24 protein-coding genes and 1 tRNA gene are annotated in these 25,213 nt (G+C 66.0%); 12 read left to right on the top strand and 13 right to left on the bottom strand.

Annotation, left to right across the window (positions count from 1 at the left end):
- The first annotated feature begins 101 nt into the window (after positions 1-101).
- From ACESK5_RS02890 to ACESK5_RS02880, 3 genes are all read left to right on the top strand, one after another.
- On the top strand, positions 102-413 hold the full coding sequence (locus ACESK5_RS02890) for a non-histone chromosomal MC1 family protein (protein ID WP_372910039.1): 312 nt from the start codon (positions 102-104) through the stop codon (positions 411-413).
- A 197-nt stretch (positions 414-610) separates the two neighbouring features.
- The gene (locus tag ACESK5_RS02885; protein WP_372910038.1) at positions 611-1,633 is read left to right on the top strand and encodes a bifunctional oligoribonuclease/PAP phosphatase NrnA; all 1,023 of its coding nucleotides are present in this window, start codon (positions 611-613) and stop codon (positions 1,631-1,633) included.
- 89 nt (positions 1,634-1,722) lie between these two features.
- Positions 1,723-2,610 carry a type II CAAX prenyl endopeptidase Rce1 family protein gene (locus ACESK5_RS02880; protein ID WP_372910037.1) on the top strand — a complete coding sequence of 296 codons (888 nt, stop codon included), beginning with the start codon at positions 1,723-1,725 and terminating at the stop codon, positions 2,608-2,610.
- A 97-nt stretch (positions 2,611-2,707) separates the two neighbouring features.
- Here ACESK5_RS02880 and ACESK5_RS02875 read toward each other — a convergent pair whose 3' ends face one another.
- The gene (locus ACESK5_RS02875) at positions 2,708-3,292 is read right to left on the bottom strand and encodes a hypothetical protein (RefSeq protein ID WP_372910036.1); all 585 of its coding nucleotides are present in this window, start codon (positions 3,290-3,292) and stop codon (positions 2,708-2,710) included.
- 311 nt (positions 3,293-3,603) lie between these two features.
- On the opposite strand from ACESK5_RS02875, the gene ACESK5_RS02870 reads away from it, so the two are divergent.
- Positions 3,604-4,194, top strand: coding sequence for a J domain-containing protein (locus ACESK5_RS02870; RefSeq protein WP_372910035.1), 591 nt, complete (start codon positions 3,604-3,606; stop codon positions 4,192-4,194).
- 42 nt (positions 4,195-4,236) lie between these two features.
- Here the strand turns inward: ACESK5_RS02870 and ACESK5_RS02865 are convergent.
- The 3 genes from ACESK5_RS02865 to ACESK5_RS02855 all read right to left on the bottom strand — a co-directional run bounded on the left by ACESK5_RS02865 (position 4,237) and on the right by ACESK5_RS02855 (position 5,395).
- A tRNA-Gln gene (locus ACESK5_RS02865) sits at positions 4,237-4,309 on the bottom strand.
- A gap of 74 nt (positions 4,310-4,383) precedes the next feature.
- Positions 4,384-4,818, bottom strand: a complete 435-nt coding sequence (locus tag ACESK5_RS02860; protein ID WP_372910034.1) for a metal-dependent transcriptional regulator — start codon at positions 4,816-4,818, stop codon at positions 4,384-4,386.
- A gap of 91 nt (positions 4,819-4,909) precedes the next feature.
- Entirely contained in the window at positions 4,910-5,395 is a 486-nt protein-coding gene (locus tag ACESK5_RS02855; RefSeq protein WP_372910033.1) for a ferritin-like domain-containing protein, read from the bottom strand.
- 159 nt (positions 5,396-5,554) lie between these two features.
- Here ACESK5_RS02855 and ACESK5_RS02850 point away from each other — a divergent pair, with 159 nt between their 5' ends.
- The 4 genes from ACESK5_RS02850 (at position 5,555) to ACESK5_RS02835 (ending at position 9,624) form a co-directional block, all read left to right on the top strand.
- Positions 5,555-6,973: a lamin tail domain-containing protein gene (locus ACESK5_RS02850; RefSeq protein WP_372910032.1), complete on the top strand. Its 1,419-nt coding sequence runs from the start codon at positions 5,555-5,557 to the stop codon at positions 6,971-6,973.
- Positions 6,973-7,281, top strand: a complete 309-nt coding sequence (locus ACESK5_RS02845) for a DUF3006 domain-containing protein (RefSeq protein ID WP_372910031.1) — start codon at positions 6,973-6,975, stop codon at positions 7,279-7,281. The genes ACESK5_RS02850 and ACESK5_RS02845 overlap by 1 nt, the downstream gene beginning before the upstream one ends.
- Positions 7,282-7,340: 59 nt before the next feature.
- Positions 7,341-7,853 carry a hypothetical protein gene (locus ACESK5_RS02840; RefSeq protein ID WP_372910030.1) on the top strand — a complete coding sequence of 171 codons (513 nt, stop codon included), beginning with the start codon at positions 7,341-7,343 and terminating at the stop codon, positions 7,851-7,853.
- 97 nt (positions 7,854-7,950) lie between these two features.
- Entirely contained in the window at positions 7,951-9,624 is a 1,674-nt protein-coding gene (locus tag ACESK5_RS02835; RefSeq protein ID WP_372910029.1) for an alpha-amylase family protein, read from the top strand.
- Between the two features lie 45 nt (positions 9,625-9,669).
- Here ACESK5_RS02835 and ACESK5_RS02830 read toward each other — a convergent pair whose 3' ends face one another.
- Complete coding sequence (locus ACESK5_RS02830; RefSeq protein ID WP_372910028.1) at positions 9,670-10,152, bottom strand: Lrp/AsnC family transcriptional regulator; 483 nt, start codon at positions 10,150-10,152, stop codon at positions 9,670-9,672.
- 244 nt (positions 10,153-10,396) lie between these two features.
- Here ACESK5_RS02830 and ACESK5_RS02825 point away from each other — a divergent pair, with 244 nt between their 5' ends.
- On the top strand, positions 10,397-10,771 hold the full coding sequence (locus ACESK5_RS02825) for a hypothetical protein (RefSeq protein ID WP_372910027.1): 375 nt from the start codon (positions 10,397-10,399) through the stop codon (positions 10,769-10,771).
- 77 nt (positions 10,772-10,848) lie between these two features.
- Here the strand turns inward: ACESK5_RS02825 and sufD are convergent, their stop codons facing one another.
- From sufD to ACESK5_RS02805, 4 genes are all read right to left on the bottom strand, one after another.
- Positions 10,849-12,063, bottom strand: a complete 1,215-nt coding sequence (sufD, locus tag ACESK5_RS02820; protein ID WP_372910026.1) for a Fe-S cluster assembly protein SufD — start codon at positions 12,061-12,063, stop codon at positions 10,849-10,851.
- Position 12,064: 1 nt separating this feature from the next.
- Positions 12,065-13,495, bottom strand: a complete 1,431-nt coding sequence (gene sufB, locus ACESK5_RS02815; RefSeq protein ID WP_372910025.1) for a Fe-S cluster assembly protein SufB — start codon at positions 13,493-13,495, stop codon at positions 12,065-12,067.
- An 18-nt stretch (positions 13,496-13,513) separates the two neighbouring features.
- Entirely contained in the window at positions 13,514-14,425 is a 912-nt protein-coding gene (locus tag ACESK5_RS02810; RefSeq protein ID WP_372910024.1) for an ABC transporter ATP-binding protein, read from the bottom strand.
- Between the two features lie 247 nt (positions 14,426-14,672).
- Positions 14,673-18,701: a DNA polymerase domain-containing protein gene (locus tag ACESK5_RS02805; protein WP_372910023.1), complete on the bottom strand. Its 4,029-nt coding sequence runs from the start codon at positions 18,699-18,701 to the stop codon at positions 14,673-14,675.
- Between the two features lie 133 nt (positions 18,702-18,834).
- Here ACESK5_RS02805 and ACESK5_RS02800 point away from each other — a divergent pair, with 133 nt between their 5' ends.
- The 3 genes from ACESK5_RS02800 to ACESK5_RS02790 all read left to right on the top strand — a co-directional run bounded on the left by ACESK5_RS02800 (position 18,835) and on the right by ACESK5_RS02790 (position 20,046).
- Positions 18,835-19,002 carry a hypothetical protein gene (locus ACESK5_RS02800; protein ID WP_372910022.1) on the top strand — a complete coding sequence of 56 codons (168 nt, stop codon included), beginning with the start codon at positions 18,835-18,837 and terminating at the stop codon, positions 19,000-19,002.
- A 71-nt stretch (positions 19,003-19,073) separates the two neighbouring features.
- A complete protein-coding gene (locus ACESK5_RS02795; RefSeq protein ID WP_372910021.1) occupies positions 19,074-19,598 on the top strand; it encodes a hypothetical protein in 525 nt (174 codons plus the stop codon).
- A 25-nt stretch (positions 19,599-19,623) separates the two neighbouring features.
- Positions 19,624-20,046 carry a hypothetical protein gene (locus tag ACESK5_RS02790; protein ID WP_372910020.1) on the top strand — a complete coding sequence of 141 codons (423 nt, stop codon included), beginning with the start codon at positions 19,624-19,626 and terminating at the stop codon, positions 20,044-20,046.
- On the opposite strand, the gene rad50 is transcribed toward ACESK5_RS02790, so the two are convergent.
- The 4 genes from rad50 to ACESK5_RS02770 form a co-directional block, all read right to left on the bottom strand.
- Positions 20,043-22,718: a DNA double-strand break repair ATPase Rad50 gene (gene rad50 / locus ACESK5_RS02785; protein WP_372910019.1), complete on the bottom strand. Its 2,676-nt coding sequence runs from the start codon at positions 22,716-22,718 to the stop codon at positions 20,043-20,045. The genes ACESK5_RS02790 and rad50 overlap by 4 nt on opposite strands.
- On the bottom strand, positions 22,715-24,160 hold the full coding sequence (gene mre11, locus ACESK5_RS02780) for a DNA double-strand break repair protein Mre11 (protein ID WP_372910018.1): 1,446 nt from the start codon (positions 24,158-24,160) through the stop codon (positions 22,715-22,717). Before mre11 ends, rad50 begins: the two co-directional genes overlap by 4 nt.
- Positions 24,161-24,259: 99 nt before the next feature.
- Positions 24,260-24,565, bottom strand: a complete 306-nt coding sequence (locus ACESK5_RS02775; RefSeq protein WP_372910017.1) for a hypothetical protein — start codon at positions 24,563-24,565, stop codon at positions 24,260-24,262.
- Between the two features lie 117 nt (positions 24,566-24,682).
- Complete coding sequence (locus ACESK5_RS02770; protein WP_372910016.1) at positions 24,683-24,946, bottom strand: MarR family transcriptional regulator; 264 nt, start codon at positions 24,944-24,946, stop codon at positions 24,683-24,685.
- Between the last annotated feature and the right edge of the window lie 267 nt (positions 24,947-25,213).

The following is a 25,213-nucleotide window of genomic DNA, read 5'->3' as shown; positions in this document are numbered from 1 at the left end:
GTCGTCGTCGCCGGGTCTTCCCGCGAAGAAACCGCAGTACGGCGCGGATGAGGTCGGTTCCGTCTGGTGGTTTTATTAACCTTGCCGATGTGATGTGTTGTATGGTCCGTGAAGACGGCAAGCGGAACTTCGTGCTCCGTGAAGACGACGGTACCGAAGACAGCGTGTTCAGCGGCCGAACGCCCCGACAGGCGGCACTGAAGGCGGCCCGCCGACTCCACCCGGCCCCGAGCGAGGACGAGGTGGACGACAAAGCGGTCCTCCGACTCCGCGAGCGAGGAACCGACAAGGTCCACATCTACCACGGATGGGCCTGGAAAGAGGAGGCACCCGACGACGCACCCGACTGGATGCCGGAAGTCATCACCAAGGCCAACGTCTCCAAGCAGGGTATCGAACACCTCGACGAGTGAGCCGCGTCCGCTGAGACGTATCCGCCCGGCGTCTGGGCCCTCGGACTCCCGGACGCCTCGCCCCTCAGAGGTGAGCGCGCGCTCACTCGGTCGCCCGCTTGTCGGTCTTCGTCTCTCGTCCCCGTCCCGTTCTGACGTCGGCCGAGACACTCACTCCGCCCACAGAGCCTTGACCGTCTCTCCCGTACCGGCCACGTATGCCCAGCGGACCTGCCCTCGCCGAGTTCCTCACCGGCCACGATTCCCTGGCCATCGTCTGTCACAACAACCCGGACCCCGACAGCCTCGCCAGCGCCATGGCACTCGAGACGGTGGCCCGTGACGCGGACGTCGACGAGGTCGACGTGCTGTACAGCGGCACCATCTCCCACCAGCAGAACCGCGCGTTCGTGAACCTCCTCGACCTCGACCTGACGCGCTTCTCGGTCGACGGCCTCGACGCGGCCGATCTCGTCGCGTTCGTCGACCACTCCCGGCCCGGTGCCAACAACGAGGTCCCCGCGGGGGCAGGAGTAGACATCGTCATCGATCACCACGCGGCCGATGGCATCGACGCCGCCTACGTCGACCACCGTGCGGACGTCGGCGCGACGGCGACCATCATGACCGAGTACCTCTCCGACCTGGACCTCCTGGATTCGGAGGCCCTCGCGACGGCGCTCATGTTCGCCATCCGTCGTGAGACGCTGACGTTCCTTCGCGGGGCGACGAACGCCGAGTTCGCCGCCGCGGAACGGTTGCACGGCCACCTCGACGCCGGCCTGTTGCGCAACCTCGCACATCCCGACGTCAGCGAGTCGACCGTCGACGCCATCAGCGACGCTATCGACAACCGCACCATCCGCGGCTCGACGCTCCTGAGCCACACCGGGTGGACGACGGAGCGCGACGCCCTTCCGCAGGCCGCCGACTACCTCTCGGAGGTCGAAGGGGTCGAGACCTGCATCGTCTTCGGCCTCATCGACGACACGGTCGAACTCAGCGCCCGGTCGACCGACTCGCGCGTCCACGTCGGACAGGTCCTCGACTCGGCGTTCTCCGACGTGGGGAGCGCGGGTGGCCACCGACAGATGGCCGGCGGACAGCTCCCACTCGGTCTGTTCGCCGACCTCGCCGGCAGCGAGGACGACGATCTGGTGGAGATGGTCGAGACCATCGTCTCCCGACGACTGACGAAACAGCTCAACCTCTCGACCAGAGAGAACAAGAAGAAAGAGTAGCGCCGGGTCACGCCCTCGACCACGTCGTGTCTCTCAGTCGACGGGAACCATCTCGCACGGTTATGCCCCGAGTCGTCGTATCTACTGGTATGGCCCAGTCGAGTCGACACGTCCGAACGAGGGAACGTCTCGGGATTACCGCTGGTGTCGTCGGGAGCTGGTGGGTGTACCTCGCCGTCGCAGTCGGCGGGACGTGGGCCTTCTGGCTGGCCGCAATCGCGGTCGGCGTGCGGTTCGACAGTCCGCTGGGCCTCGTGCTGCTCCTCGTCGGCCTCGCTGTCCCCGGCGTCTCCGGCATCGCCTTCGTCTACCTCGTCTACGACGAACGCGGACGGGCCGACTTCTGGAACCGCATCGTCCAGCCGCGACGCGTCAGTCTCCACTGGCTCGCAATCCTCCTGGCGGTACCGCTGGGAATCAGCGTCTTTGCCGGTGTCATCGACCTCCTCCTCGGCGGACCCGGCCCCGCGTGGGGAGAGGGTGTCACGCAGTTCGAGGTGAACCCCCTCGCCCTCCTCCCGGCGCTGTTCTTCGCGACCCTGCCCCCGCTCCTCGAGGAGCTGGGATGGAGAGGGTACGCGCTGGACCGGCTGCAGCTGAAGTGGTCGGCGCTGAGCGCGAGCGTCATCCTGGGCGTCGTCTGGGCGCTCTGGCACCTCCCGCTGTTCTTCATCGGGGGGACCCACCAGCACGACGTCGTCGGATTCGCGACCACGAGCTTCTGGCTGTTCATGGCCGGCATCGTCGCGCTCTCGGTCGCGATAGGCTGGATATACAACAACACGGCCCGGAGCATCGCCGCCATCGTCGTCTTCCACGGGTGGGTGAACTTCACCGCCGAACTCATCGTGGTCCCGGACCCCATCTACTACGGTCTCTGGTTCGTGCTCCTCGGGGTCATCGTCGCCCGCTGGGGTGCGAAGACGATGACGGACGCCCCCGAGGTTCCCCTCCCGCCGACCCCGGCCAGAGGGTGAGGAACCTCGGTCGCCCGCCACCGACGATGCTCCGATACGATTTCTGTAGGGGAAACGTACCACACGCGACGTGGAGTCTGAATCCTGTTACACCACGTCACCGCTTACTTGCGATGCTGACGTCCACGGTCGACGTCTCTTCGGCGTCGACCTCCCAGTTGGACACGACGAACACGAACGAGCCAGCATCCAATCTAGCGGATAGTTCCGCATACTTGGTCTCGAAGTCGGTTCCGCTCGTGTAGTAGTAGTAGCTCTCGCTGTTCTCGAACTCGTCGAAATCGGAGTCGTCCATAAGAATCGCGTCCACGTGTGATCCGCTCTGAACATCGATCGTAGCAACGAAACCTTCGGCTTCGTCCGACTCCCAGGACCAGAACCGGTAGTATCCCGGGTCTACGACCTCTGTCGCACGCTCCTCTCTCACGACCTCCGAATACTGAAAGTCGTCGGGGAAATCGTCGTACCTGTCAGCTACACCATCGTAATCGGAGTCGGGAAACTCCGTTGCTGTTGGCTCGGCAGTGGCGACGAACGTCGGCCAGGGTGTGGCTGTCGACGTCTGCTTGGGCGTGGCTACCGGAGTTGGCTCCGGTGTAGATACCTGAGACGGCGACGATTGGATGTCTGACTTCTCTTGTACATCCGCGTCGTTCGGAGCGTAATCTCGGCTGTCGATCATGCCGTCACCATCGGAATCTCGTATCCCGTCTGACGAACCTTGGGTACACCCGGCGACAGAGAGGCACGCGACTCCACTCCCGTATTTGAGACACTCTCTCTTTTTCATGATTTTCAGTAAAAACATTACATCACAAATAGCCACCGCCAGAATTACCGGATTAGATAAATTGAATCCGTAGTTGCTTCAAAACCACTCAAGGCCCGGTATGAACCGTTGATACCGGTTCGAGAACTGTGTCTCCTCTCTCGCATATCAATACTGATACCAATTCCAGTAGCTTGATTTCCATGTTTGGTATCGAACCGATAATGGCGACTGAGGATCCGTACAGTGTTCTCGGTGTTACGCGGAGTTCCGACCCGATAGTGGTCGAGACTGCGTACCGGGCATTGGTCAAAGAACACCACCCTGATCAGGGTGGTACTCGGGACGAGTTTCGACGAGTCAAGGCTGCGTACGACGAAATCCAGAGACGACAGTCGGGAGAGGAGAACGATAGCACCGGCGTTGCCGTCTCTTGCGTTCAGTGCGGCGGGAACTTTTCAACTCACCCCCGGTACTTCGAAAAGTTCGGACACGAGCCGGTCTGTAACGACTGCCTTGTCCACACCGAGTGCTCCAACTGCGGTACCGGACTCCGCCTAGCACACTCCCGGTTTAGTGAACTCGGTGGAAACCCCGTCGTCTGTACGGATTGCAGTGCCTCGGAGTCGCAAGGGACGTGGTTCTGGCACGGACTTACGATCGGTGAAAAGATCGTATTCCCGATAGCGGCGGGCCTTCTTGCGTACAATGTCCTGTTGGCCGTGAACGGTGCGTCTGATAGCTTTCTCGCACTCCCGGCACTCGTCTTCACCGGGTGGATTTACCGCCGAGGAAGGCGGAGCGTCAACGAATGACTCGATCCCTACTCGACGGCGTAGCCGGGGAAATCGGTGAGATAGTCCCGGGCGGATTCGAACCGCCGTCAATGGCTCCAAAGGCCATTATGATTGGCCACTACACCACGGGACTGCTCGCTCGACGCATCCGAACGCAGACGTAGCTACCAATCTGAAACTTAAGTTTGTAGCGGTCCCGACCGCGATTCAGTCTGCGGGGTTCTCCGACGGGATCTCTAGAAACTCGCAGGCGTCGGTCTCGGGGTCGAAACAGTCCGGGCAGGCCGGGTTCCGTTCGATGATGGTGTCGAGGCGTTCGGCGACCGTCTCGTCGATGACCGGTTCGAGTTCGCGCGCCTCGGCGCGGAACTCCTCGACGTCGAGGACGTTCGTGAGGAACCGCTCGATGATGCAGTACGTCTGCAGCGCCTCCCGGGCGTTGACGATCCCCTCGTCCGTGAGCCGGACGCCCTTGTACTTCTCGTGCTCGGCGAGGCCGCGTCCTTCGAGCTTACCGATCATCTCGTTGGCGCTCGCGGGACTCACGTTGAGCATGTCCGCGAGCGCGCCGGTCGATGCGGGGCCGTCTTCCATCTCCTGGAGCAAGTAGATCGCCTTGACGTACTGGTCTGCGGTGTTCATCTGGTCGCCTCCTGTGGGAGCGTCCTCGTCGGCAGGTGGTCGTCGTCGTGGTCGCCGTCACCGCGTGATGCGCACCACGCTCGATGCTTCGTCATTCGCGCCGCTCCATGATCTTCGTCACCGCTTCGACACCTTCCGCTTCCTCCTCGCGGATGGCGACGAGCGTTTCGATGAGTTCGTCGCGGTCGATGCTGAACGGGACGTCGCTGGCTCGAATCGCGCCGACGAGGTCGTCGTAGAACTTGTACGCCGTCTCCTCGTTGCAGAGCTGGTCGTACAGGACGCCGTCGAAGTCCTCAGGCTTCGTCTGGCCGTACTGCGCCTCGACGAGCGCGTTGACCTCCTCGAACGGGATGGTCTCGACGTCGAGTTCGTCCACGATGGCTTCGAGTCGTTCGCGGTGGACGGCAGACTCCTCGGCCGCCTCTGTGAGTAGCGCTTCGATCTCGTCGTCGGGCGATTCGAGCGTCTCCGTGTGGTGCTGTGCCCGGGCCTCGACGACCTCCTCCAGCACGATACCGATCTGGAGTAGCCGCGCCAACTGGTGGTCCGAGGTCACGCGGTTCCCGACACTCACGGGAGCCGACCCTCCGTGACGCGTCCCCTGACGGTCATACTCTGGGGGTAGTGTGTGACCGACTTAAGCAGTTCCCTCGCTCACCAGTCCGGCCCGGTGTGCGTCGGCGCCGCCCGGTGACACCACAGTCTCAAGTCCTCGTGGTCCCTCCCCCGGAGCGTGCAACGTCGCTCTCGGCTCTCGGTGCTCCTCGTCGTCGGCCTCCTCGTGCTCGCCGGCTGCACCGGTGGGACCGGGGTGACGACGGACCCGCTCGACGCCGAACAGACCGAAGCGCGGGAGGCCGCGAACGCGACGGCACCCCCGGCCGAACGGGGGACCCCCGCGACGAACGTCACAGGTACGCTGACCGTACACTTCATCAACGTCGGACAGGGGGACAGCACGCTCGTCGTCGGGCCGACGGGCGAGACGATGCTGGTCGATTCGGGGGACTTCCGAGACGACGGCGCTCACGTCATCGACTATCTGGAGTCGCGGGGCATCGACCGTCTCGACGCGCTCGTCACGACGCACGCCGACGCCGACCACGTCGGCGGGCACGCGGCCGTCATCGAACACTTCGAGACCAACGGAGAGGGCGTCGGTGCCGTGTACGACCCCGGCGTGGCCGCGTCGACGGCGACGTACGACCGCTACCTCGACGCCGTCGAGGAGCACGACGTCCCGCTCTACCGGACGCTCGCGGGCGACCGCATCCCACTCGACGGCGCGCGGGTGACAGTCCTCGGCCCGCCGCAACCGTACCTCGCCGACGGCGAGCGCAACGAGAACAGCATCGTCCTCCGGGTGGCGTTCGGCCGGACGAGCGTCCTGCTCACCGGCGACGCCGGCCCCGCCGAGGAGCCGTATCTGGTCGAGAACCACGCGGCAGCCCTCGACGTCACCCTCTTGAAGGCGGGGCACCACGGGAGCAGTTCGAGCACGAGCGCGGCACTCTTGAACGCCGCGACGCCGAGAGCCGTCGTGGTCTCCTCCGCGTACGACTCGCGGTACGGCCACCCCCACGAGGAGGTGCTCGGACGTCTCGCGGCGCGTTCGATTCCGACGTACTGGACCGCCAGTCACGGGACGGTGGTCGCCACCAGCGACGGGACGGTGTTCGAGGTGGCGACGCAGGCGGCCGCGACCACCCGACCGCATGACCTGCGTGCGGACGCTCCGGTCGCTCCCGGCACGGACGGGCCCGTCGTCGTTCGCGCCGCCTACCGCGGCGACGGGGTGGGAGACCCGACGGTGTCACCCGACACGCGCGTCGAAATCACCGAGGTTCACGCCGACGCTGCCGGCGACGACGCCGAGAACCTCGCCGACGAGTACGTCGTGGTGTCGAACCGCGGGACCGAGTCAGTCGACCTCTCCGGGTGGGTGCTCACCGACGAGAGCGGCGCGCGCTACACGTTCCCCTCGGACACCATCCTCGACCCGGGCGACTCGCTCACCGTCCGGACCGGCGACGGGACGGACACGGCGACGGAGGTGTACTGGGGGGCGGGCCGCCCGGTGTGGAACAACGACGGCGACACCGTTACCCTCCTCCGCCCCGACGGTGGAGTCGTGACAGAGGTGCGCTACTGATGCTCGACCCAGGCAGCTACACGGCGACGCTGGACCGCTTCGAGGACGCCCCCGGGGCGGAACTGGCGGTGCTCGTCGTCGAGCGGGACGGCGAGGACCCCGCGCAACTGGACCTCCCGGTCGACGTCGTCCCTGCCGAGGGGCGACAGGTCGACGCCGTCTTCGACCTCGTCGTCGACGCCGGCCGGTTCGAACTCGCGTTCCGCAGTGAGGAGACGGCGCGGCGCGCCGAGGCGGCACAGGCCCGGTTCGACCGCCTCGCACAGCGTCGGCCTCCGGACGACGAGGGGACTGACGACTCCGTGTAGCCGTCGCACTGGGCAACCAGTATCGATTTGCTCTCTCCCGACGTCTGTGCCGTGGTACCATGAGTCACGAAGATGTCGAACTCGACAACAGGGAACTGCTCGAACGCGGCAACGACATGGGCATCCCGTTCGAGGAGGGATGGAAGAAGTGCCACACGCAGGGGTGTGCACTCCTTTCGGGCACAGATTCGAACGGTAATCGGGTCTACCGGTGTAAGACAGACGAGGAAGGGTGTCCGACTGCCGACGACGTCTGGTGCTGCTGCGAACTGTTTCACTGTGACACCTCGGTCGACCCGGACGACAGGCGGTGGGAGCGTGTCCCTCCCGACGCGTTCGACAAGCGGCGCTGGCACGAGGCGGAAGAGGGGTATCTACACGAGTGTTTCTGCGTCAGGCGGGACCCGTGGAGTCCCGACGAGATGCCGTGTCCGCATCCGGACGAGAAAGACGAGGAGGGAGAAACGACCGACGAACGGGCCGCCTTCCGCTTCGGCCTGCAGGTCGACCTCGCGTTCGAGATCCGGGGGCGGACCGTCTCGGTGAGCGAATCGTTCCGGCTCCGGGTCTGAGCCGTCCCACACCCGGTGACGGTGCCGACGCCGAACCCCGGAGACCGTTCGCGCCGAACCCCTGCGGTTTATACACTCTCCGCCGGTGAGGCCGAGCATGGCACGCACGCGACACGGCGACCCCGAGTGGTACCGGGACGCCGTCATCTACTCGCTCGACGTGAAGACGTTCAACGACGCCGACGGCGACGGGTGGGGGGACTTCCAGGGCCTCACCGACCGGCTCGGGTACCTCGACACGCTCGGCGTCGACTGCGTCTGGTTGCGCCCCTTCTTCCCGAGTCCGCTGGAGGACAACGGCTACGACGTCGCCGACTACTACGGTGTCGACTCCCGTGTGGGGACTCTCGGGGACTTCGCCGACTTCGTCGAGGCCGCCCACGACCGCGGCATCCGCGTCCTCTGTGACATGGTGTTCAACCACACCTCCGACCAGCACCGGTGGTTCCAGCGCGCCCGCGAGGACCCGGGGTCGAAGTACCACGACTACTACCTCTGGACGAGTCACCTCGACTCCGCACACAAGCGCGGGAACATCTTTCCCGAGTACGAGGACGGCGTCTGGTCGTACGACGAGCGCGCGGGGAAGCACTACTTCCACCAGTTCTACGGCTTCCAGCCCGACCTGAACGTCGCCAACCCCCGGGTCCAAGAGGAGATTCGGAACGTCCTCGAGTTCTGGCTCGACCTCGGCGTCGACGGCTTCCGCATCGACGCCGCCCACCCGATGATGATGCCGAAGGGCCACGACGCGACGACCCTCGACGGGGGCATCGACCTCTTCCGCCGGATGCGTTCGTGGGTGGAGGAGGCCAAGTCCGATGCCATCCTCATCGCCGAGGCCGACGAGGAACCGGAGCACCTCGACCGATACTTCGTCGACGGCGAGGGGTTCGACCTCATGTTCAACTTCGTCCTCAACGCCCACCTCACCTACGCCGTCGGGGTCAAGGACACCTGGCCGCTCTACCGCTCGTTCGAGATTCTCCCGGACGTCTCCGACGTCGGCCAGTGGGCGAACTTCCTCCGCAACCACGACGAGTGGAACCTGCTCAAACTCCCGTGGGACGCCTTCCACCACGCCCGCGATTTCTTCGGCGACGACGAGGGCGACTCGTGGATCTTCGGCCGCGGACACCGGCTCCGCCTCGCCGACCTCTACATCGGCGACCACGACCGCATCGCCTGTGCGCACAGCCTCATGTTCGCCCTGCCGGGGACGCCCGTCGTCCTCTCCGGCGACGAAATCGGGATGGGTGCGGACCTCGACCTCCCCGAGCGGGAGTCGGTCCGGACGCCGATGCAGTGGTCGGACAACGAGAACGGCGGCTTCTCCACCGCGAACGAAGAGGACCTCTACCACCCCGTCGTCGACGAGGGTCAGTATCGGTACCAGGAAATCAACGTCGCCGACCAGCGCACCGACCCCGACTCGCTCCTCAACCGTATCAGCCGCATCATCGACGCTCGCACGCTCTGTACCGAAATTTCGACGGGCGACTTCTCCATCGTCGGCGTCGAACCGAAGGACGTGTGGGTCCACCGTATCGAACAGGGTCGGACCGTCCTGCTGACCGCGCACAACCTCGCGGCCGAACCCCGGACCGTCACCGTCGACTTCGACGCGCCCGCCGACGCGACGACACAGGTCGTCGGCCCCGGCGACTACACGGTCGCCGACGGCCGCGTGGTGTTCGAACTCGACGCGACCGACTACGCGTGGCTCCGCGGCGACAAGCGCGGCGAACGCGTCCCGCTCGGGTCCTCCTGAGTGACCGCTCGGCCACGACGTCCACTGGCTTCACTGGCTCACCGCTCACTCGCTCACTCGCCGAGCAACGACTCGAGCTGTCCGTAGGAAGGCGTCGTCGTGGTCGGCACGGACGAGGTGTTCGTTGATGATCTCCAGCCGGAGTTCGTCTAGCCGCTCCGCGACCCGCGTGATGTCCTCGTCGCCGACCCCGACCGCTCTGATGTGGAGGCTCCCCTGCCCGGTCATGAGTTCGGTGACCCCGACAACTTGGGGTAGTTCGAGCGCCTGCAGGGCGCCTTCGCCGCGGTCGACGATTCGTGCAGTCGCGACGATGAGATAGTGGAGCGTGAGTCCGGTCCGGTCGTACCCACACGTCCCGCGGTACTCCTCGATGACGCCCTCCTCTTCCAGCCGTTGCATTCGGTTGTGAACCGTGTTGTCCGAGACGCCGGCCCGCCTGGCGAGCTCCGTCGCCGTGGCGCGCGCGTCGTCGTGGAGCAACACCAGTAACTGTTTGTCGACGTCGTCGAGGTGGCACGTGCTCACGACCGTCCGTCTCCCCGCACGGGCAAAACCCGGTATCTCTCGGAGTTCGGGCCGGTCGTTCGAGAGTCGTCGCCACGCCGGCGGTTCCTTCGAAGCTCGACACGCGCCTCCGTACTCACGCGGAAAATATTCGGAATCTATGCTGTAATCGATAATTGAGTTCGATATTATACGAATTCAACCAAAACGAGTAGACATCCGAAAGTATATGTGGCGCGGCGGTGACCACAGACGTGTTGCCCCTATGACAAACCGGACACCCACTGACGCTGGTCCCTCCCTCGGCCCCGAGTCGCTGTCGCGAGCGCTCTCGCTCCTCGCGAACGCCCGGCGCCGTCAGGTGCTCAGCTATCTGGCGTGTCACCGGTCGCTGAGTCTGCCGACGCTCGCCGACGAAGTCGCGGAGGGCGAAGCCGACGTCCCGCTTCGAGAGGTCGACGCGGAGACGGTCAGGGACGTCTACCTCTCGCTGTACCACACACACGTCCCGAAACTCGAAGACGCCGGCGTCGTCGCGTACGACCAGGAGCGCGACTGGGTGACCCGTCGAGACACCCGGCGGTGTGAGCTAGTGCTGTCGCTCCTCGACTCGGTCCCGGCGGGCGCCGAACCCGCGTAGCCTCCGGTCGTCGTCGGTCGGCGCGGGAGTGAACGGAGACGCAGAGAGAGAAACGAGACGGAGAGACGCGCGTCCGTCTATCGCAGCCGTGCTGCGATTGCCTCTTCGAGGTCCTCGCGGAGTTCGTCGACCGCAATCTCCTCGAGGACGGGCACGAAGAAGCCCTCCACGAGCATGTTCCGCGCCGTCAGGGGCGGGATGCCGCGCGAGGTCATGTAGAACAGGTCCTCCTTGTCGACCTGTCCGACCGTCGCCGAGTGGGAGGCTTCGGTGTCGTGGTTGTGGATGATGAGCTTCGGTGAGGCGTCGGCCTCAGAGTCGTCTGAGAGCATCAGCGTGTTCTCACGCTGGTAGGAGTTGGTGTCCCACGCGTCGCGGCCGACGTCCTGGACGCCCTCGTACACCGAGCGGGCCTCGTCGTCGAGAACACCGCGGGTGACGAGGTCGGCCGTCGTGTGCTCTGCCTGGTGCCAGACACGCGCGTTGACGTCGAAGTGCTGGTCGTTGTGGCCGAAGAACGCTCCGACGATTTTCGTCTCCGAGGAGTCGCCGTTCAGTTCCGTCTCGATGTCCGAGCGGGTGAGGCGCGACCCGAGGTTCCCCTCGACGAAGTTCACCGTGGAGTAGGTGTCGGTGACGCCGCGCTTCAGCGTGTAGTTGTACGTCTCCTCGGAGAGGTCCTGCAGGGAGCCGTACTGGACGTAGGAGTTCTCGCCGGCGTCGATTTCGACGAGGCCGCTGTAGTAACGCATCCCCTCGCCGTCGTACGGTTCGGAGGACTGTCGCTCGAGAATCGTCACCGACGAAGACTCCTCGGTGACGACGAGCGTGTGGTTGAACAGCGACCGTCCCTCCATCCGGGTCCGAATCTTCACGTCCTCGGCGTCGACGCCTTCGGGGACGTACACGAGCGTCCCCGAGGAGAACAGCGCCACCGAGAGCGCGGTCAGGTAGTCGCGTTCGGGGTCGACGACGGTTCCGAAGGAGTCGCGGACGACGTCCTCGTGGGAGTCGAGCGCGTCGACGAACGACAGCACCTCGACGTCCGAGTCGGGGACGACGAGGTCACGCTCCTCGGTCTGGGCGAGCGGGTCGGCGAGTTCCTCGAAGTCGAGCTGTTCGAGGTTCGTCCAGCGGCGGCCGGGCGTCTGGATGACGTCCGGCAGGTCCGCGTCATCGAGCGCCGCGAGGGCGCCGAGTCTGGTCTCGAGGAGCCACTCGGGCTCCTCGCGGTCCTCGGAGAGCTTCCGTACCGTCTCTTCGGAGATGTTCGCTGGCAGTGTCGTGGACATCTTATCCGAGGCTCCCCTCCATCTCGAGTTCTACTAACCTGTTCAGTTCGACCGCGTACTCGATGGGCAGTTCCTCCGTGATGGGCTCGATGAAGCCCGAGACGATCATCTGCTTCGCGTCGTCGTCGTCCAGCCCACGCGACTGGAGGTAGAAGACGTCCTCGTCGCCGATTTTCCCGACGGTCGCCTCGTGGGCGACGTCGACGGTCGACTCGTTGATCTCCATGTACGGCATCGTGTCCGACGTGGACTCGTTGTCGAACATGAGCGCGTCACACTCCACCGCGGTGGAGGAGTCGTGGGCGCCGTCGGCGATGTGGACCAGTCCCCGGTAGTTGGTGCGGCCGCCGTCCTTCGAGATGGACTTCGACTCGATGGTCGACTTGGTCTCGGGGGCGTTGTGGTACACCTTCGCCCCGGTGTCGATGTTCTGACCCTTGCCGGCGAACGCGATGGTGATGTGGTTGTCCGAGGCGCCGCGGCCCTTCAGGATGGAGGCCGGATAGAGCATGGTGGCCTTCGAGCCCATCGAGCCCGAAATCCACTCCATGCGCCCGTTCTTCTCGACGATGGCGCGCTTGGTGTTGAGGTTGTACGTGTTCTTCGACCAGTTCTGCACGGTCGAGTACTGGACGTGGGCGTCCTCGCCCACGAACACCTCGACGCCGCCGGAGTGGAGGTTGAACGCCGAGTACTTCGGCGCGGAACAGCCCTCGATGTAGTGGACCTCGCTACCCTTCTCGGCGACGATGAGCGTGTGCTCGAACTGGCCCATCCCCTCCGAGTTCATCCGGAAGTACGCCTGCACCGGCATCTCGACCGTCACGTCCTCGGGGACGTAGACGAACGAGCCACCGGACCAGACGGCGCCGTGCAGGGCGGCGAACTTGTTGTCGCTCGGGGGGACGCACTTCGTCATGAAGTACTCGCGGACGATGTCCTCGTGCTCCTGGACGGCCTTGTCCATGTTGCAGAAGACGACGCCCTTCTCCTCCCAGCGTTCCTGCATGTTCTGGTAGACGACCTCGGACTCGTACTGGGCGCCGACGCCCGAGAGAGCGTTCTTCTCGGCCTCGGGGATGCCCAGTTTGTCGAACGTGTCCTTGATGTCGTCGGGGAGGTCGGTCCAGTCGTCGACGCCGCCGCGGACCTCTACGTCGGGCCGGATGTACGGGACGATCTGGTCGACGTCGACCTCCGACAGGTCCGGTTGGCCGGGCCAGTCGGTCGGCATCGGCATCTTCTGGAACTGCTTCAGCGCGCGGAGGCGGCGCTGGAGCATCCACTCGGGTTCGTCCTTGTCCTCGCTGATGACGCGGATGGTCTCCTCGGTGAGGCCCTTGTCGGCCTGGAAGGAGGACTTCTGCTCCTTCTTGAACTCGAAGCGGGCTTCGGTGTCTGTCTCTTTCAGGTGGTCTTGTTCGGAACTCATGGTTAGGTGATGTGTCGGTTACGCTGCCTCGTACACTTCCTCGCGGACCCAGTCGTACCCCTGGTCCTCGAGCTCGTGGGCGAGGTCGGCACCGCCGCTCTTGACGACCTTCCCGTCGAGCATGATGTGGACGCGGTCGGGTTCGACGTAGTCGAGGATCCGCTGGTAGTGGGTGATCTGTAGGATGCCGGTTCCCTGCTCGTCACGGAGCGCGTTGATGCCGTTCGAGACGTCCTGCAGGCGGTCGATGTCCAGCCCGGAGTCGATTTCGTCGAGAACGGCGATGGCCGGCTCGAGGATGGCCGCCTGCAGCACCTCGTTCTGCTTCTTCTCGCCGCCGGAGAAGCCGGCGTTGAGGTACCGCTGGGCGAACTTCTCGTCCATGTCGAGCAGTTCCATCTTCTCCTTGAGGAGCTGCTGGAACTCGGCGACGCCGACCTCACCGTCGTCGGCCGGCCCCTCCATCGGCGAGGTGTCGTAGCCGGCTTCCTCCTCTTCTTCGTCGTCGCCCTCGTCGCCCTCGAAGAGCTCTTCGCGCTCTTCGAGTTTGGCGTTGAGCGCCTGCCGGAGGAAGTTGGTCATGGTGACGCCCTCGATCTCGGCGGGGTACTGGAAGCCGAGGAAGATGCCGAGCGCCGCACGCTCGTTCGGTTCCATCTCCAGGAGGTTCCACGTCCGCATGTCCTCCGGGATGTCGACCTCGTCCCCGAAGTCGCCCTCCTCGAGGTGCAGGAGTATCTCCCCGTCCGTGACCTCGTAGGCAGGGTGCCCCGCGATGATCTTCGCGGTCGTCGACTTTCCAGACCCGTTCGGGCCCATCAGCGCGTGAATTTCACCGGAGCGTACTTCCAGGTCGACGCCGCGGAGAATCGTCTCGCCGTCTTCTTCCGCGACCTCGGCGTGGAGGTTCTTGATTTCGAGTGTCGCCATTGTTGGGAGTGTTCCTCTACCCAAACTGGGGGAGTCGGCTCCATAATGCTTACGGATTCACCATCCTCGGCTTCGCAGTGGGGAAATATATTTTTGGAAAGAAGAAACCTCGGGGTACGTATCGACAATCGTCCGGGTTTCGGTCGCCCGAAGCCACGGCCGGCAGGAGTGGCCCACGTTCGGGGCCGAACCCACGATTCGGGTGGCTCTCAGGCGGTCGGTCGACCTGACTCGACGGCACCCCGTCTCACGTGAACGACCCGAGGCCGGTCTGTTCCTGGCCGCTCTTCACCTCGTCCCACGACATCCCGAGCGCCTCGATGACGCGGGCGATAGGCCCTTTCAGCGTCTTGTCGAGCATCTTGTCCCAGTCCACCTCGAACTCCGCGGGCACCTGGTCGGCGTACTCGAAGCAGATGACGTCCGGGTCCCGCTTGAACTCCACGTAGAGGTCGTCGTCGGTGATTTCGGGCCGTTCCGACTCGATGCGCTGCCAGAAGTCCGGGTGGACCTTCTCGAGGTAGACGTGTTTGGGCTTCGACCCGCGGCCGAAGTTCGTCCCGAGGAGGAGGTTGGCGTACTTCGCCCCCCGTACGTGGGCCGAGGCCGTCTCGTACGTCGACAGCCGCTTGCCGATGCCGCCGGGCACGCCGACGTCGTCAAGCGAGAGGTGACCGTCGGTGAACTCCTCGATGATGTCGTGGAGGTACGTCTTGATCTCCGACGTGGACTCGCCGGTGACGATCATCTCGATGACCTTCCGCTGGACCTCCTTCGTCACCGGTGCGATGTCCGAGCGCTTGTACTCGAACCCCGTGATGTCGATGTCGTCGACGTCTTTCCCCTCCTTCCAGACGATGTGTCCGGCGTACCGCTTCTTCCGCCCGGCCTGGAAGAACCGCCGGTAGAGCTTCTCGAACTCGATCTGGAACCGGTGCTCGTCGGCGCCCAGTTCCTCCAGCGCGAAGTCGTCGTACGCGGCGTTGATCTGCTCTTCCAGTTCGAACGACTGCTCGATGGCCTCCTCCTTGTTGACCTCGGGGCCGAGTTCGAGCATCACCGAGTCGGTGTTGTGTAGCACGATTCCGCCGAGGGCGTCGACGAAGTTCTGGTTCTTCTCGACGCTCAAATCGTACACGTAGCCGTCGTGGTCAGTCTCGGTCACGACCGGGTCTCGACCAGTTCGGTACGAGTCACACGTCCGAATCGTGTACGAGCCCTTCGCGTCACGGTATTTGAACGAGTGCTTCCGTCCTCGCTGGGTGAGGAGCATCGAGATTCCCGCAGCGAGCTCACGACTCGTCGTCTCGAAGTCGAAGTGTCGCTGCGCGTACTCGTCTGTGTACCGCGGAAACGAGCGTGAGCCATCGCCCTCGACGAGTGTGTCCAAGAACAGTCGCTGGAGGTCGTCGGAGAGGTGGTAGACGAAAGACGGGATGCGTTTTCCTCGAGAGGTCTGTCCGGCGAACTCGCGGAAGAATACGGCCGCGAGCTCGCTCATCATCTGGAGTTTGAGCGTCCGGTCGTCGTACGTCGTAGCGGCGTCCCCTTCGTCCGTCTCGTACTCGACCGTGCGTTCGTGCCGACGATCGCTGGCGACGATGCTTGCGGTCGTACTGTCGAACAACCGATGATAGTCCGCCCGGAGCTGCTCGAGCCACTCGTGCCGTGACTCCGCGATGCTCGCTCCGAACCGAGACTGTGTCGTCTCGGCCGTCGAAGAACTCCCTTCAGTCACGTACGCGGCGAGCAGTCTGACGAGCGCACGACCGTCCTCGCTATCGAGGTCGACGTACCGTTGCACACGCACGGTCTTCGCCTGGTCGAGGTGGTGTCGGTGGCCGAACCACACCCACTCGTCGGTCGCGTGAACGCGTTTCGTCTTCGGTTTCGCGTCCTCCCGACCGACGCTCCGACCGTCCCGATACTCGCGTTCGTACCCTTGGAGCACGTCGTAGACGTCGATGGTCGTCACCGTGTCCACCGCTGGGACGTCGGGAACTCGCAGCGGCTCGTCGACGTCTTCGGGTCTCGCTTCGACCAGCCCGTCGTCGCCCTCGACCACGAACGAGTGGTCGCGTGTCGTCGTCGACTCTCCGAACTTATGTCGGAGGTTCACGACCGGTTTCTCCGTCTCGTGGCGAATCGCCTGCGTGATCGGTTGCCACTCAGCCTCACCCTCCGGGCTAAGCGAGAGCGCTTCCCATCCCGGCAGTTCACACCGCTCCTTGTCCGGGCGTGCACTCGCGACGGGCCCGCCGTCGGCTGTGACGAGTACCTCTCGTTCGGTAGTCGGGTCACCGTGCTCGAACAGCGCCTCGATCGGGAGTATCCGAACCCGGCCATCTGGCCCTCTGGTCACGACCGGTCTATCGCCGGTGACGCTGTCCCCGTACGCGACCTGGTAACCCAGGTCGCTCGCCACCGTCTCGGTGAACCGGATGACCTCCCGCCCGGTGGCGGTAATGGCCGCCCCCATCTCCTTGTCGTAGAGGCGGAAGCGGTCCCAGCCCAGCACCCCGTACAGGGAGTTCATGATGACCTTCACCGCCTGCTGCTGGCGGTCGAACTGTTCGTACGGCTCCGACCCCGGCGAGTGGTCGTTCCGCAGCGACTTCTTCTGCTCTCGTTCGTCGAGCAGTTCGTCGACCATCTCCCGGATGATGCCGTCCGGCTCCCGGCGGAAGTGGGTCCCGTTCGGGGCGCGGTACGTCTCCCCCTCGTACGCGTCGGGGTCGACCTTCGTCTCCGGCGACGCGTTGATGGTCACCATACACATCGGGTACAGCGACTTCAGGTCGAGGACGGTGACGTTCTCCTTGACGCCGACGATGGGTTCGAACACCGCGCCGCCCTCGTACTCCTCCGACTCGACGGTACCCTTCGAGGGGAGGGCGAACTCACCGTGGACCTTGTGCAGGACGTAGATGTCGACGGTGTCGCCCGGCGTCGGGGCGTCCTCGAGCTTACAGCCGACGAACGACCGCACCTCGTCCCAGAAGGCGATGACCTCCTGCTTGCGGTCGATTTCGACGCACAACTCGACGTCGCGGAGGTTGTACTCCAGCAGTCGCTCCGGCTCCTGTTCCCAGAGGTCGCCGATGTCCCCCGAGTAGCGCTCCTTCCCGACGTCGAGTTCGAGTTCGCCGACGGCGTCGAGGCGGTACGACTCGAGTTCGGTGAACTGCGTGCGCTTGTACGCGTACAGTAGGTCGAACACGACCCGCCCCTTCACGTCGGGACCGCCCCACCCGCCGCGCCACACCTCGTTCACGCGCGAGAGCCGCTCGATGGCGAGGTCCTCCTCGCACGTCGGGTTCAGTTCCTCCAGGCGGTCCAGCAGGTAGGGCGCGTCGAAGTCCTCGAAGTTCCACCCCGTGAGGACGTCCGGGTCGGTCTCCTCCAGATGCGTGAGGAAGGCGTCGAGCATGGCCGCCTCGTCGTCGAACGACTGCACCTGGACGGTCGTCCCCTCTTCGAGCGGTTCGTATCCGGGCAGGGAGTCGACCGACTCGCCGTTACCCTCCGGGGCCACCGTGTGCCAGACGACGTACTCGTCGTCGTACGAGTCGTGGCTGGTGAGACAGACGACGGGCTCCTCGCCGTCTTCGGGGAAGCCGTTTCGGTCGTCGACTTCGATGTCGAAGGTGTTGACGCGGAGGTCGGCGTCGACGTCCGCCGCCCGGACCTCCTCGTGCGGGACCTGGATGGTCCCCGACTCCAGTCGCCGGGCGGGGACGCGGACGCCGCTCCCGACGTCCTTGTCGATGAGCAGCCGGTTGGGGAAGAGGATGTCCGCCTCGTAGTGGTCGAACTCGTCGCGAATCTGCCCGACGTCCCGCGGCGTCCGGGTACAGATTTTGGTCAGCGCCTCCCCGCGGATGCTCTGGTACCCCTCCTCCGTGCGCGTGATGACGTCGCGGTCGAGGTCAGCGTCGGAGAGCGTCTCGGTCGGCGCGTAGAAGTACGGCTCGAAGCCGAGCACGCGGACGTGTTCGGGCGTGTTGTCGGCAGTGCGTCCGAACACGTGGACGACGGGGTACTCCTCGCGCCCCTGGCCCTCGATGGTGTAGTCGACCTGTGTGATCATCAGTTCGACGACGCCGTCGGCGTCCGGATAGCCTGCGTGGTCGTCGGCGACCACCTCCGTCACCTGCGGTCCGCCGTTCCCGGCGACGGCCTCGGCAATGGCTGCCTCGTCGACCGGGTCGCCGCCTCCTCCCTCGTCGGGGTCGTCTGGCGGCGATGAGAAGTCCGCGAGTCCCGTCTGCGTCATGAGCGTCCCTTCAGCACTGCGGAGTAAAAACCCCGTCTTTCTCCTGGTCCGCCGTGGGGTTCCGCCCCCGCGTGAGACAAATTCCGTCACGAAAGAAAGACCTATGGTATGCTACGTCATACCGTGACGGTGTATGGCAGACCCCACTCGTGCCGACGGACGGGATCGCGCCTCTGACCACGGCCCCACGGTCGAGGTCGAGACATACGAGGTCGACGGCGGCACCGTCTTCTTCGACGCCGAGAACCCGCTGGCGTGGGTGGAGGCGACGCGGACAGTGCGACTCGCGGACGTGGCCTGAGACGGACGGGGCGCGACGGCCCGCCGTCGCGATGCCGAACTGTTTTGCTCTCGGGCCCGCTTCGGACGCCTGTGTTCGAGCCGTGGCCCGACGAACCTGACGAGTCCGACGCGGAGCGGCGCTGGGGGAACCCCGAGCGCGACTTGCCACGGGTCCCGGAGGTGTCGACGGGTGAGACCGACGTCGACCCGGACGTGTTCAAGGCGTTCTGGACCAGCGTCATCTTCGCCAACGTCGCCCTCTTCGGGGTGAGCCTCGGCGCGATGTTGTGGTTCTTCCGCGGGCAGGCACTCCTCGGCGGCATACTGCTCTTCGCGGGCGTCCTCGCCGGCTTGCGCACGTACGCGTCGTACCGTGCGTTCGAGAACCGCGACCCCGAGGAGGCGGGTGACGGCGACGACAGTGACGAGGACGGAGAGGGCGACGACAGTGGTGAGGACAGGGACGGCGGCGAGGACGGGGGCAGCAAAACCCCCGACGACCGCGCGGACTCGGCGGCCCGGCAGGGAGTCGAAGGCGACGACGAACCCGCGGAGACGGGCGACGGAGTCACAGAGACGGCGGACGGCTCCGAGACCCTCGGGCGGAACGGCTAAAGGCGACGACGGACTCCTCTCTCACATGCGAACCGTGCGTGACAGCGACGGGGTGCGGTACCTCCTCGTGAAGCGGTCGAGCGACGCGACGCTCGTCCGCGACCCCGAGACCGGAGCGGAGACGTACCTCCCGAACGACGAACTCACCGAGGTCGAGGGGTTGTCGGCGCTCGCGCTCGCGGCGAGTGGCGTCCCCGACCCGGTTCGGACGGTGGTGACGGCCGCCCACACCGAGGACGCGCTCGGTCTCCTCGTCGAACTGACCGACCGGGGACCGCTCCCGGTCACGGAGCTGCTCTCGGCGTACGACCTCTGTGAGTCCGACCTGCACGGCCTGCTCGCCGAGTTCCGCGCGGCCGGCCTCGTCCGCGAGTGCGACGCCGCCGGGGAGCGTGGGTACGACGCGACCGAGACGACCCGTGAGGCCGTCGCCGCGCTCCGCGGCTAGTCCCGAGCGACGGCCGCGAGGGTCGGGTCGTCGACGCGTTCGACCGTCGACCGGTTCGAGGTGGGCTCCTTCTCGACGCGGACGAGGTCGTCCGCCGCGCCGACGAGTTCGTCGTCATGGCTCACGATGACGATCTGTCGGACGCCGAGCGAGCGCATCTCGTCGACGAGGTCGACGAGGCGCGAGACGTGACCCGAGTCGAGGAACACCGTCGGCTCGTCGAGGATGAGCGGCGGCATCGGTGCGGCCCCGTCGATGCCCTCTGCGAGCAGTCGGTAGATGGCACACCGGAGCGAGAGGTTGAACAGTGCGCGCTCGCCCCCCGACAACTGGTCGGGGGCGAGCGCCGTCCCGTCCTTCTGGAACACGGTGAGTTCGTACTCGCCGTCGAGTCGGATGTGCGAGTACGCGTCGTTCCCGTAGACGAGGTCGAACGTCTCGTTCAGCATCCGCCCGAGCGTCTCGACGTTCCGCTGGCGGAGTTCCGACCGGAGGTCCCCGTACATCGCCTCCAGCGACTCGGTCTCGTCGTGGAGCGACTCCAGCGCGTCGACCTGTCCGGCGAGCGCGTCGCGTTCCTCCCGCAGGCGTTCGAGTTGCTCGATATCCCCCTCGACGCTCCCGATACGGCTCTGCAGGTCGTCGCGTTCGTCGCGCAGGTCGTCGAGCGCGTCCCTGACCTTCTCGAGGTAGTCGTCCGCGCGCGTCTCGTCTTCACGAGCCTTCTCGACCCGGTCTTCGTCGACCGCGTCGGCCAGTTCGCGCCGCCGCTCCCGCTTCTCGGTCAGGCGGTCGTTCCGTTCGGCGTTCAGTTCGGCGAGTCGCTCGCGCCGTTCTCGGAGGCGTTCGACGGTCGCTTCGGCGTCCGCACGCGCCTCGAGACGGTCGTCGAGGGCAGCCAGCCTGTCGAGACGGTCCTCGAGCGTCTCGACCGCATCTCCCCGTTCCGCCGCCTCCTCTCGGACCGTCGCCGCGCGGTCGGCCTGGGTCTCCGCGGCTTCGCGGGCCGATTCGGCCTGTTCGTCGAGCTTCGCGGCCTCCGCTTCGAGTCGCTCGGCCCGCTCGCGTTTCTCCCGAGCGTTCTCGGCGCGGTCCTCGACCAGCTGGGTGAGGGACGCGAGCCGGTCCTCGATGGACTCGACGCGCTGTTCGCGTTCGACGAGCGCCTCCGCCGCTTCTATCTTCGCCTCGTACTCCTCGCGCTCGGCGTCTCGCTCCGCGAGTTCGGCCTCGAGTTCCTCGACCCGTTCCCGGTCGTCCGCCAGCCGTTCGACGTGCGGGGAGTCTTCGACCGGCTGACCGCACTCGGGACACTTCCCCTCCTCGCGGAGGCGCTCGGCCTCCTCGACGCGGCGTCGGGCCGCCTCGAGCGCCCCCGCCACCTCGCCGTGACGGTCCCGGACCGCGTCGAGGCGTTCCCGGAGCGCCTCCAGGTGGTCGGCGGCCTCGCCGAACTCGACGGGGGCCTCCTCGAACTCCGCCCGGAGGTCCTCGGCTTCCGCTTCGAGTTCCCCGACGCGCTCGCGTCGGTCGTCGAGGTCCTCCATCGCCGCCTCGGCCTTCGATTCGAGCTCCGACGCCTGCTCGCGCTTCTCGGTGGCGCGTGACGAGAGGTCCTCGGCTTTCGTCCGGAGGTTCTCCGCCTGTGTCTCCAGCGCCTTCGCGCTGGTCCGCTTGTCCGCGGCCGCCTCCCGTTTCTCCTCGACGCGCGCGGAGAGCGTCTCCTCTCTCTCCGCGACCGCCTCGGCCGTCGCCTCGTCGAGGGCTGTCTCGGCTAGGCGCGTCTGTATCTCCTCGTCGAGTGCCTCGACTCGGTCCCGCTCGTCGCCGAGCGTCCGCCCGAGTTCGTCGCGCTCGGTCTCGGTCTCGCGCACCTTCGACTCGAGTGCCTCGATTTCGGTGTCGAGCCGCTGCAGTTCCTCGCGGGTCTCTTCGTACTCTTCGAGGACGGCCCTCGCCTCGTCGAGTGTCTCCCGCGCGCGCTCGCGCTGCTCCTCGTACCGTTCGACTTTCGCGTCGAGCTCTTCCCGCTCGGTCGTGAGCGCGTTCAGCGTCGCGTGGAGGTCTCGCTCCTCGTACTCCTCGATGGTCGAGTCGAGCTGTTCGAGCGCCCCTCGTTTCTCGCTCCTGACGTCCTCCACGCCGAGGCGGGCCTGTCCCGCACGCTCGCGGTACTCCTCGAGCTTCCCGAGCTGGAGGAGGTCGTCGAGCATCGTCTGTCGCTCCGTCGGGGTTGCGTTGATGAGTTTGTTCACCTCTCCCTGCCGGACGTACGCGCAGTTGACGAACGCCTCGGCGTCCATCCGGAGCATCCGCGCGACCCGGTCGCGCACGTCGCGTGCCCCGTCGTACGTCGCGTCGGGTCCCTCCAGCGTGCAGTCGGCGGTTTGGATGCGGTCACCGGAGCGGCGGAGTCGACGGTGGACGTGGTACGCGGCGTCGTCGTGGGTGAACCACAGGTCGATTTCGGCCTCGTCCTCACCGGTCGTCACGAGGTCGTCGAGCGTCTCGTCGAGCGCCCGCGCCCCGTAGAGCGCGAAGAAGCACGCGTCGAGCAGCGACGACTTCCCGCTCCCGTTCAGCCCGTGGATGACCGTCACGCCGTCGTCGAGGTCCAGGTCGGCGTCGGCGTACGGTTTGAAGTTCGTGAGGCGGATGCGGTCGAACCTCACAGGTAGTCCTCCATCGACACCTGACCGCCACCCTCCCGTCGGGTCGCTTCCGTCCCACGCGACGGCTGCTCGGTGGCCGCGTCGGGGTCGGTCTCGTCCGGTTCGCCGACCGAATCGCCGCTCGATTCGTCGTCCGCGTCGCCGGCCTCGGCGTCGGCATCGGCGTCAGCGGCGCTGTCGGCTCCGGCGGACTCGGCGTTCGTCGAGTCCGCCCCGGCCGTCGAGTCCGTCTCAGTCGTCGCCTCGACCCCCTCGTCCGCGACCCCAGCGTCGTCCGCCGGGTCCTCGCCGTCGGCCGTTCTCTCGGCGTCGTCGACGGAGCCGTCGGCAGGCTCGAACCCGGTGACGCTCTCGTCGAGTCGTTCCCGGACGCGGCGCTTCACCGTCTCGCGAACGTTCGCGTCGGCGACGTCCCCCCTGATCGCGTCGTCGACGTCGAGCGCCGCTGGCGAGAGGCCGAGTTCGCTCACCCGCTCTCGGACCGCGGCGTCGGGGTCGGCGAAGTCGACAGTCGTCCCCGAGTCGCCGGTGGCCTCGAACTCCCGCCGGTCCGTGACGCGCGCGACGAGCGCCCCGCGCTCGGTGGCGAGCGTCTCGATGGCCGCCGGGGTGACGGGGTCGCCGTCGCCCGTGATTTCGACGACGACGACGGCGTCCTCGACGTCGTACTGTCGGACCTGCTCGCGGACCCGTTCCTCGCCCTCTCCCTCTCCGAGGGTGACCTCGACGAAGACGAACGGTCGCGTCTCGACCGCCCGTCGCCGGATGTCGACCGTCTCGTCCTCGAAGGAGACGAGGTTGTAGCCCCGCCCGTCACGCTCTGCGGCCGAGACGCGCTCCGTCGACCCACAGTAGGTCACGGGCGTGTCGGCGACGCGCTCGGTCCCCGGGGCGTGGTTGTCGCCCAGGAGGACGGCGTCGAAGTCGACCGTCGCCTCGTCCAACACGGTCTCCGTCTCCCAGTCGGCGTGAGCGAAGGGCGTGAAGAGGCCGTGCGCGACGAGCGCCGCGAAGTCGGCGTCGTGCGGTTCGAACGCGTAGTCGAGGTCCGCGCGCTTCGACGTCGGGACGTGGTCCAGGCCGTAGAAAGCCACGTCGCCGACGACGACGGGGTCGGCACCGAGACGGGTCGCGAGTCCCAGTTGCTCGAAGAGGTCGAGCCACTGGCCGCCCCGCGTCGACTCGTGGTTTCCGACCACCGCGAGGAACGGCACGTCCGCGTTCGCCAGTCGACGGAGGACCGAGAGCGTCCCCAGGAGGTCGGGGAGCGCCGGGCGGCGGTCGTGGAAGAGGTCCCCCGCGTGGACGACGGCGCTCACGTCGTCGTCGATGGCGTCGTCGACGACGCGCTCGAACGCGTCGAGGAAGTCCTGCCGACGCGCCGGCGAGTGATACTGCTGGTACCCGAGGTGTGTGTCGCCTGTGTGGATGACTCGGGTCATCGGTCACCTCGTCTCATCTGCACCCACGTTTGCCACCGCCGCCTAAAACCGTTCCGCGAGCGGGGTGGAAGTGAAGCGTCGGGGCGGCCGGTGCGGGTCTCACTGAGGGTGGGACTCGAGGGAGTCTCCCGCGAGGGCCGCCGAGAACGCGCGGAGCGTCGCCAGGGCCCGTCGCCCCCGACGGACGGTCTCCCTGTCGCCCTCGCGGACGGCCTGTGCGACTGCTGCGGCCAGTCGCGCCTCACCACCGTCGGCGAGAAACCGGGCCGCCGTCTCGACGGATTCGAGCGTAGCCGTCGCCTCCTCGACGACCCGTTCGGTGTCCGCTCGTCGGGTCCCGTTCGCGAGCGCGCGGAGGGCGTGCCGCGTGCGTGTCGGTGTCGGTGTCGGTGTCGGTGTGTCCATACGCGACTGTGGTCGCGCTTCCGTACTTGAAGCTAGGCCGTGCCGACTCACGTCGGACGTACGCCCCCCGGTCCGCTCGCCAACGGCCGACGTGCGGGCCGCGGCACCGCTCGCGACTCAGACGGTCAGCCGGTAGATGCGCTTCCGGGCGTCGGCGAACGAGAAGCGCGAACTGACCACGTCCTCCTCTTCGAGCCGTGTCAGCGCGTAGCGCACGGTCCGTGCCGGGAGGAGGGTCTCCTCGGCGATTTGCGACTGGGTCAGCGTGTCCTCGTAGTCGAGCACCTTCGCGACTAACTTGGCACTCGGCGGGAGGTCCCGCACCGCTTCCCAGCGGTCCGTCTCTGCACTCTGCTTCCCGATGGCCTTCGACGTACTCATTCGTACCTCCACGTAGAGAGATACAGAGTGATAATATTTATTAATCTGTTCTATAACTGCAGGTCATTTATTCGCGGCGGGTGGACCTCCGGCGCCGATCGGGGAGAACGCCCGCGAGGCGCGTTGTCTCGGCCGTTTGCCGGGTTCGAAGACTCACACAACCCGAAGCCTCTTAACGCCTTGCGCCTTATGCCGTGTGATGACCGATACGGTCGACGACGTCGACCTCCCGTACGACGAGGAGGCTGCGTCGCAACAGGAGATGAT

Origin of the sequence: Salinigranum sp., from assembly GCF_041641895.1 — an archaeon.
In the GTDB taxonomy this organism is placed as follows: Archaea; Halobacteriota; Halobacteria; order Halobacteriales; family Haloferacaceae; genus Salinigranum.
Note: the sequence above shows the minus strand (reverse complement) of the source record. Positions and strands in the feature narration are given on the sequence as shown.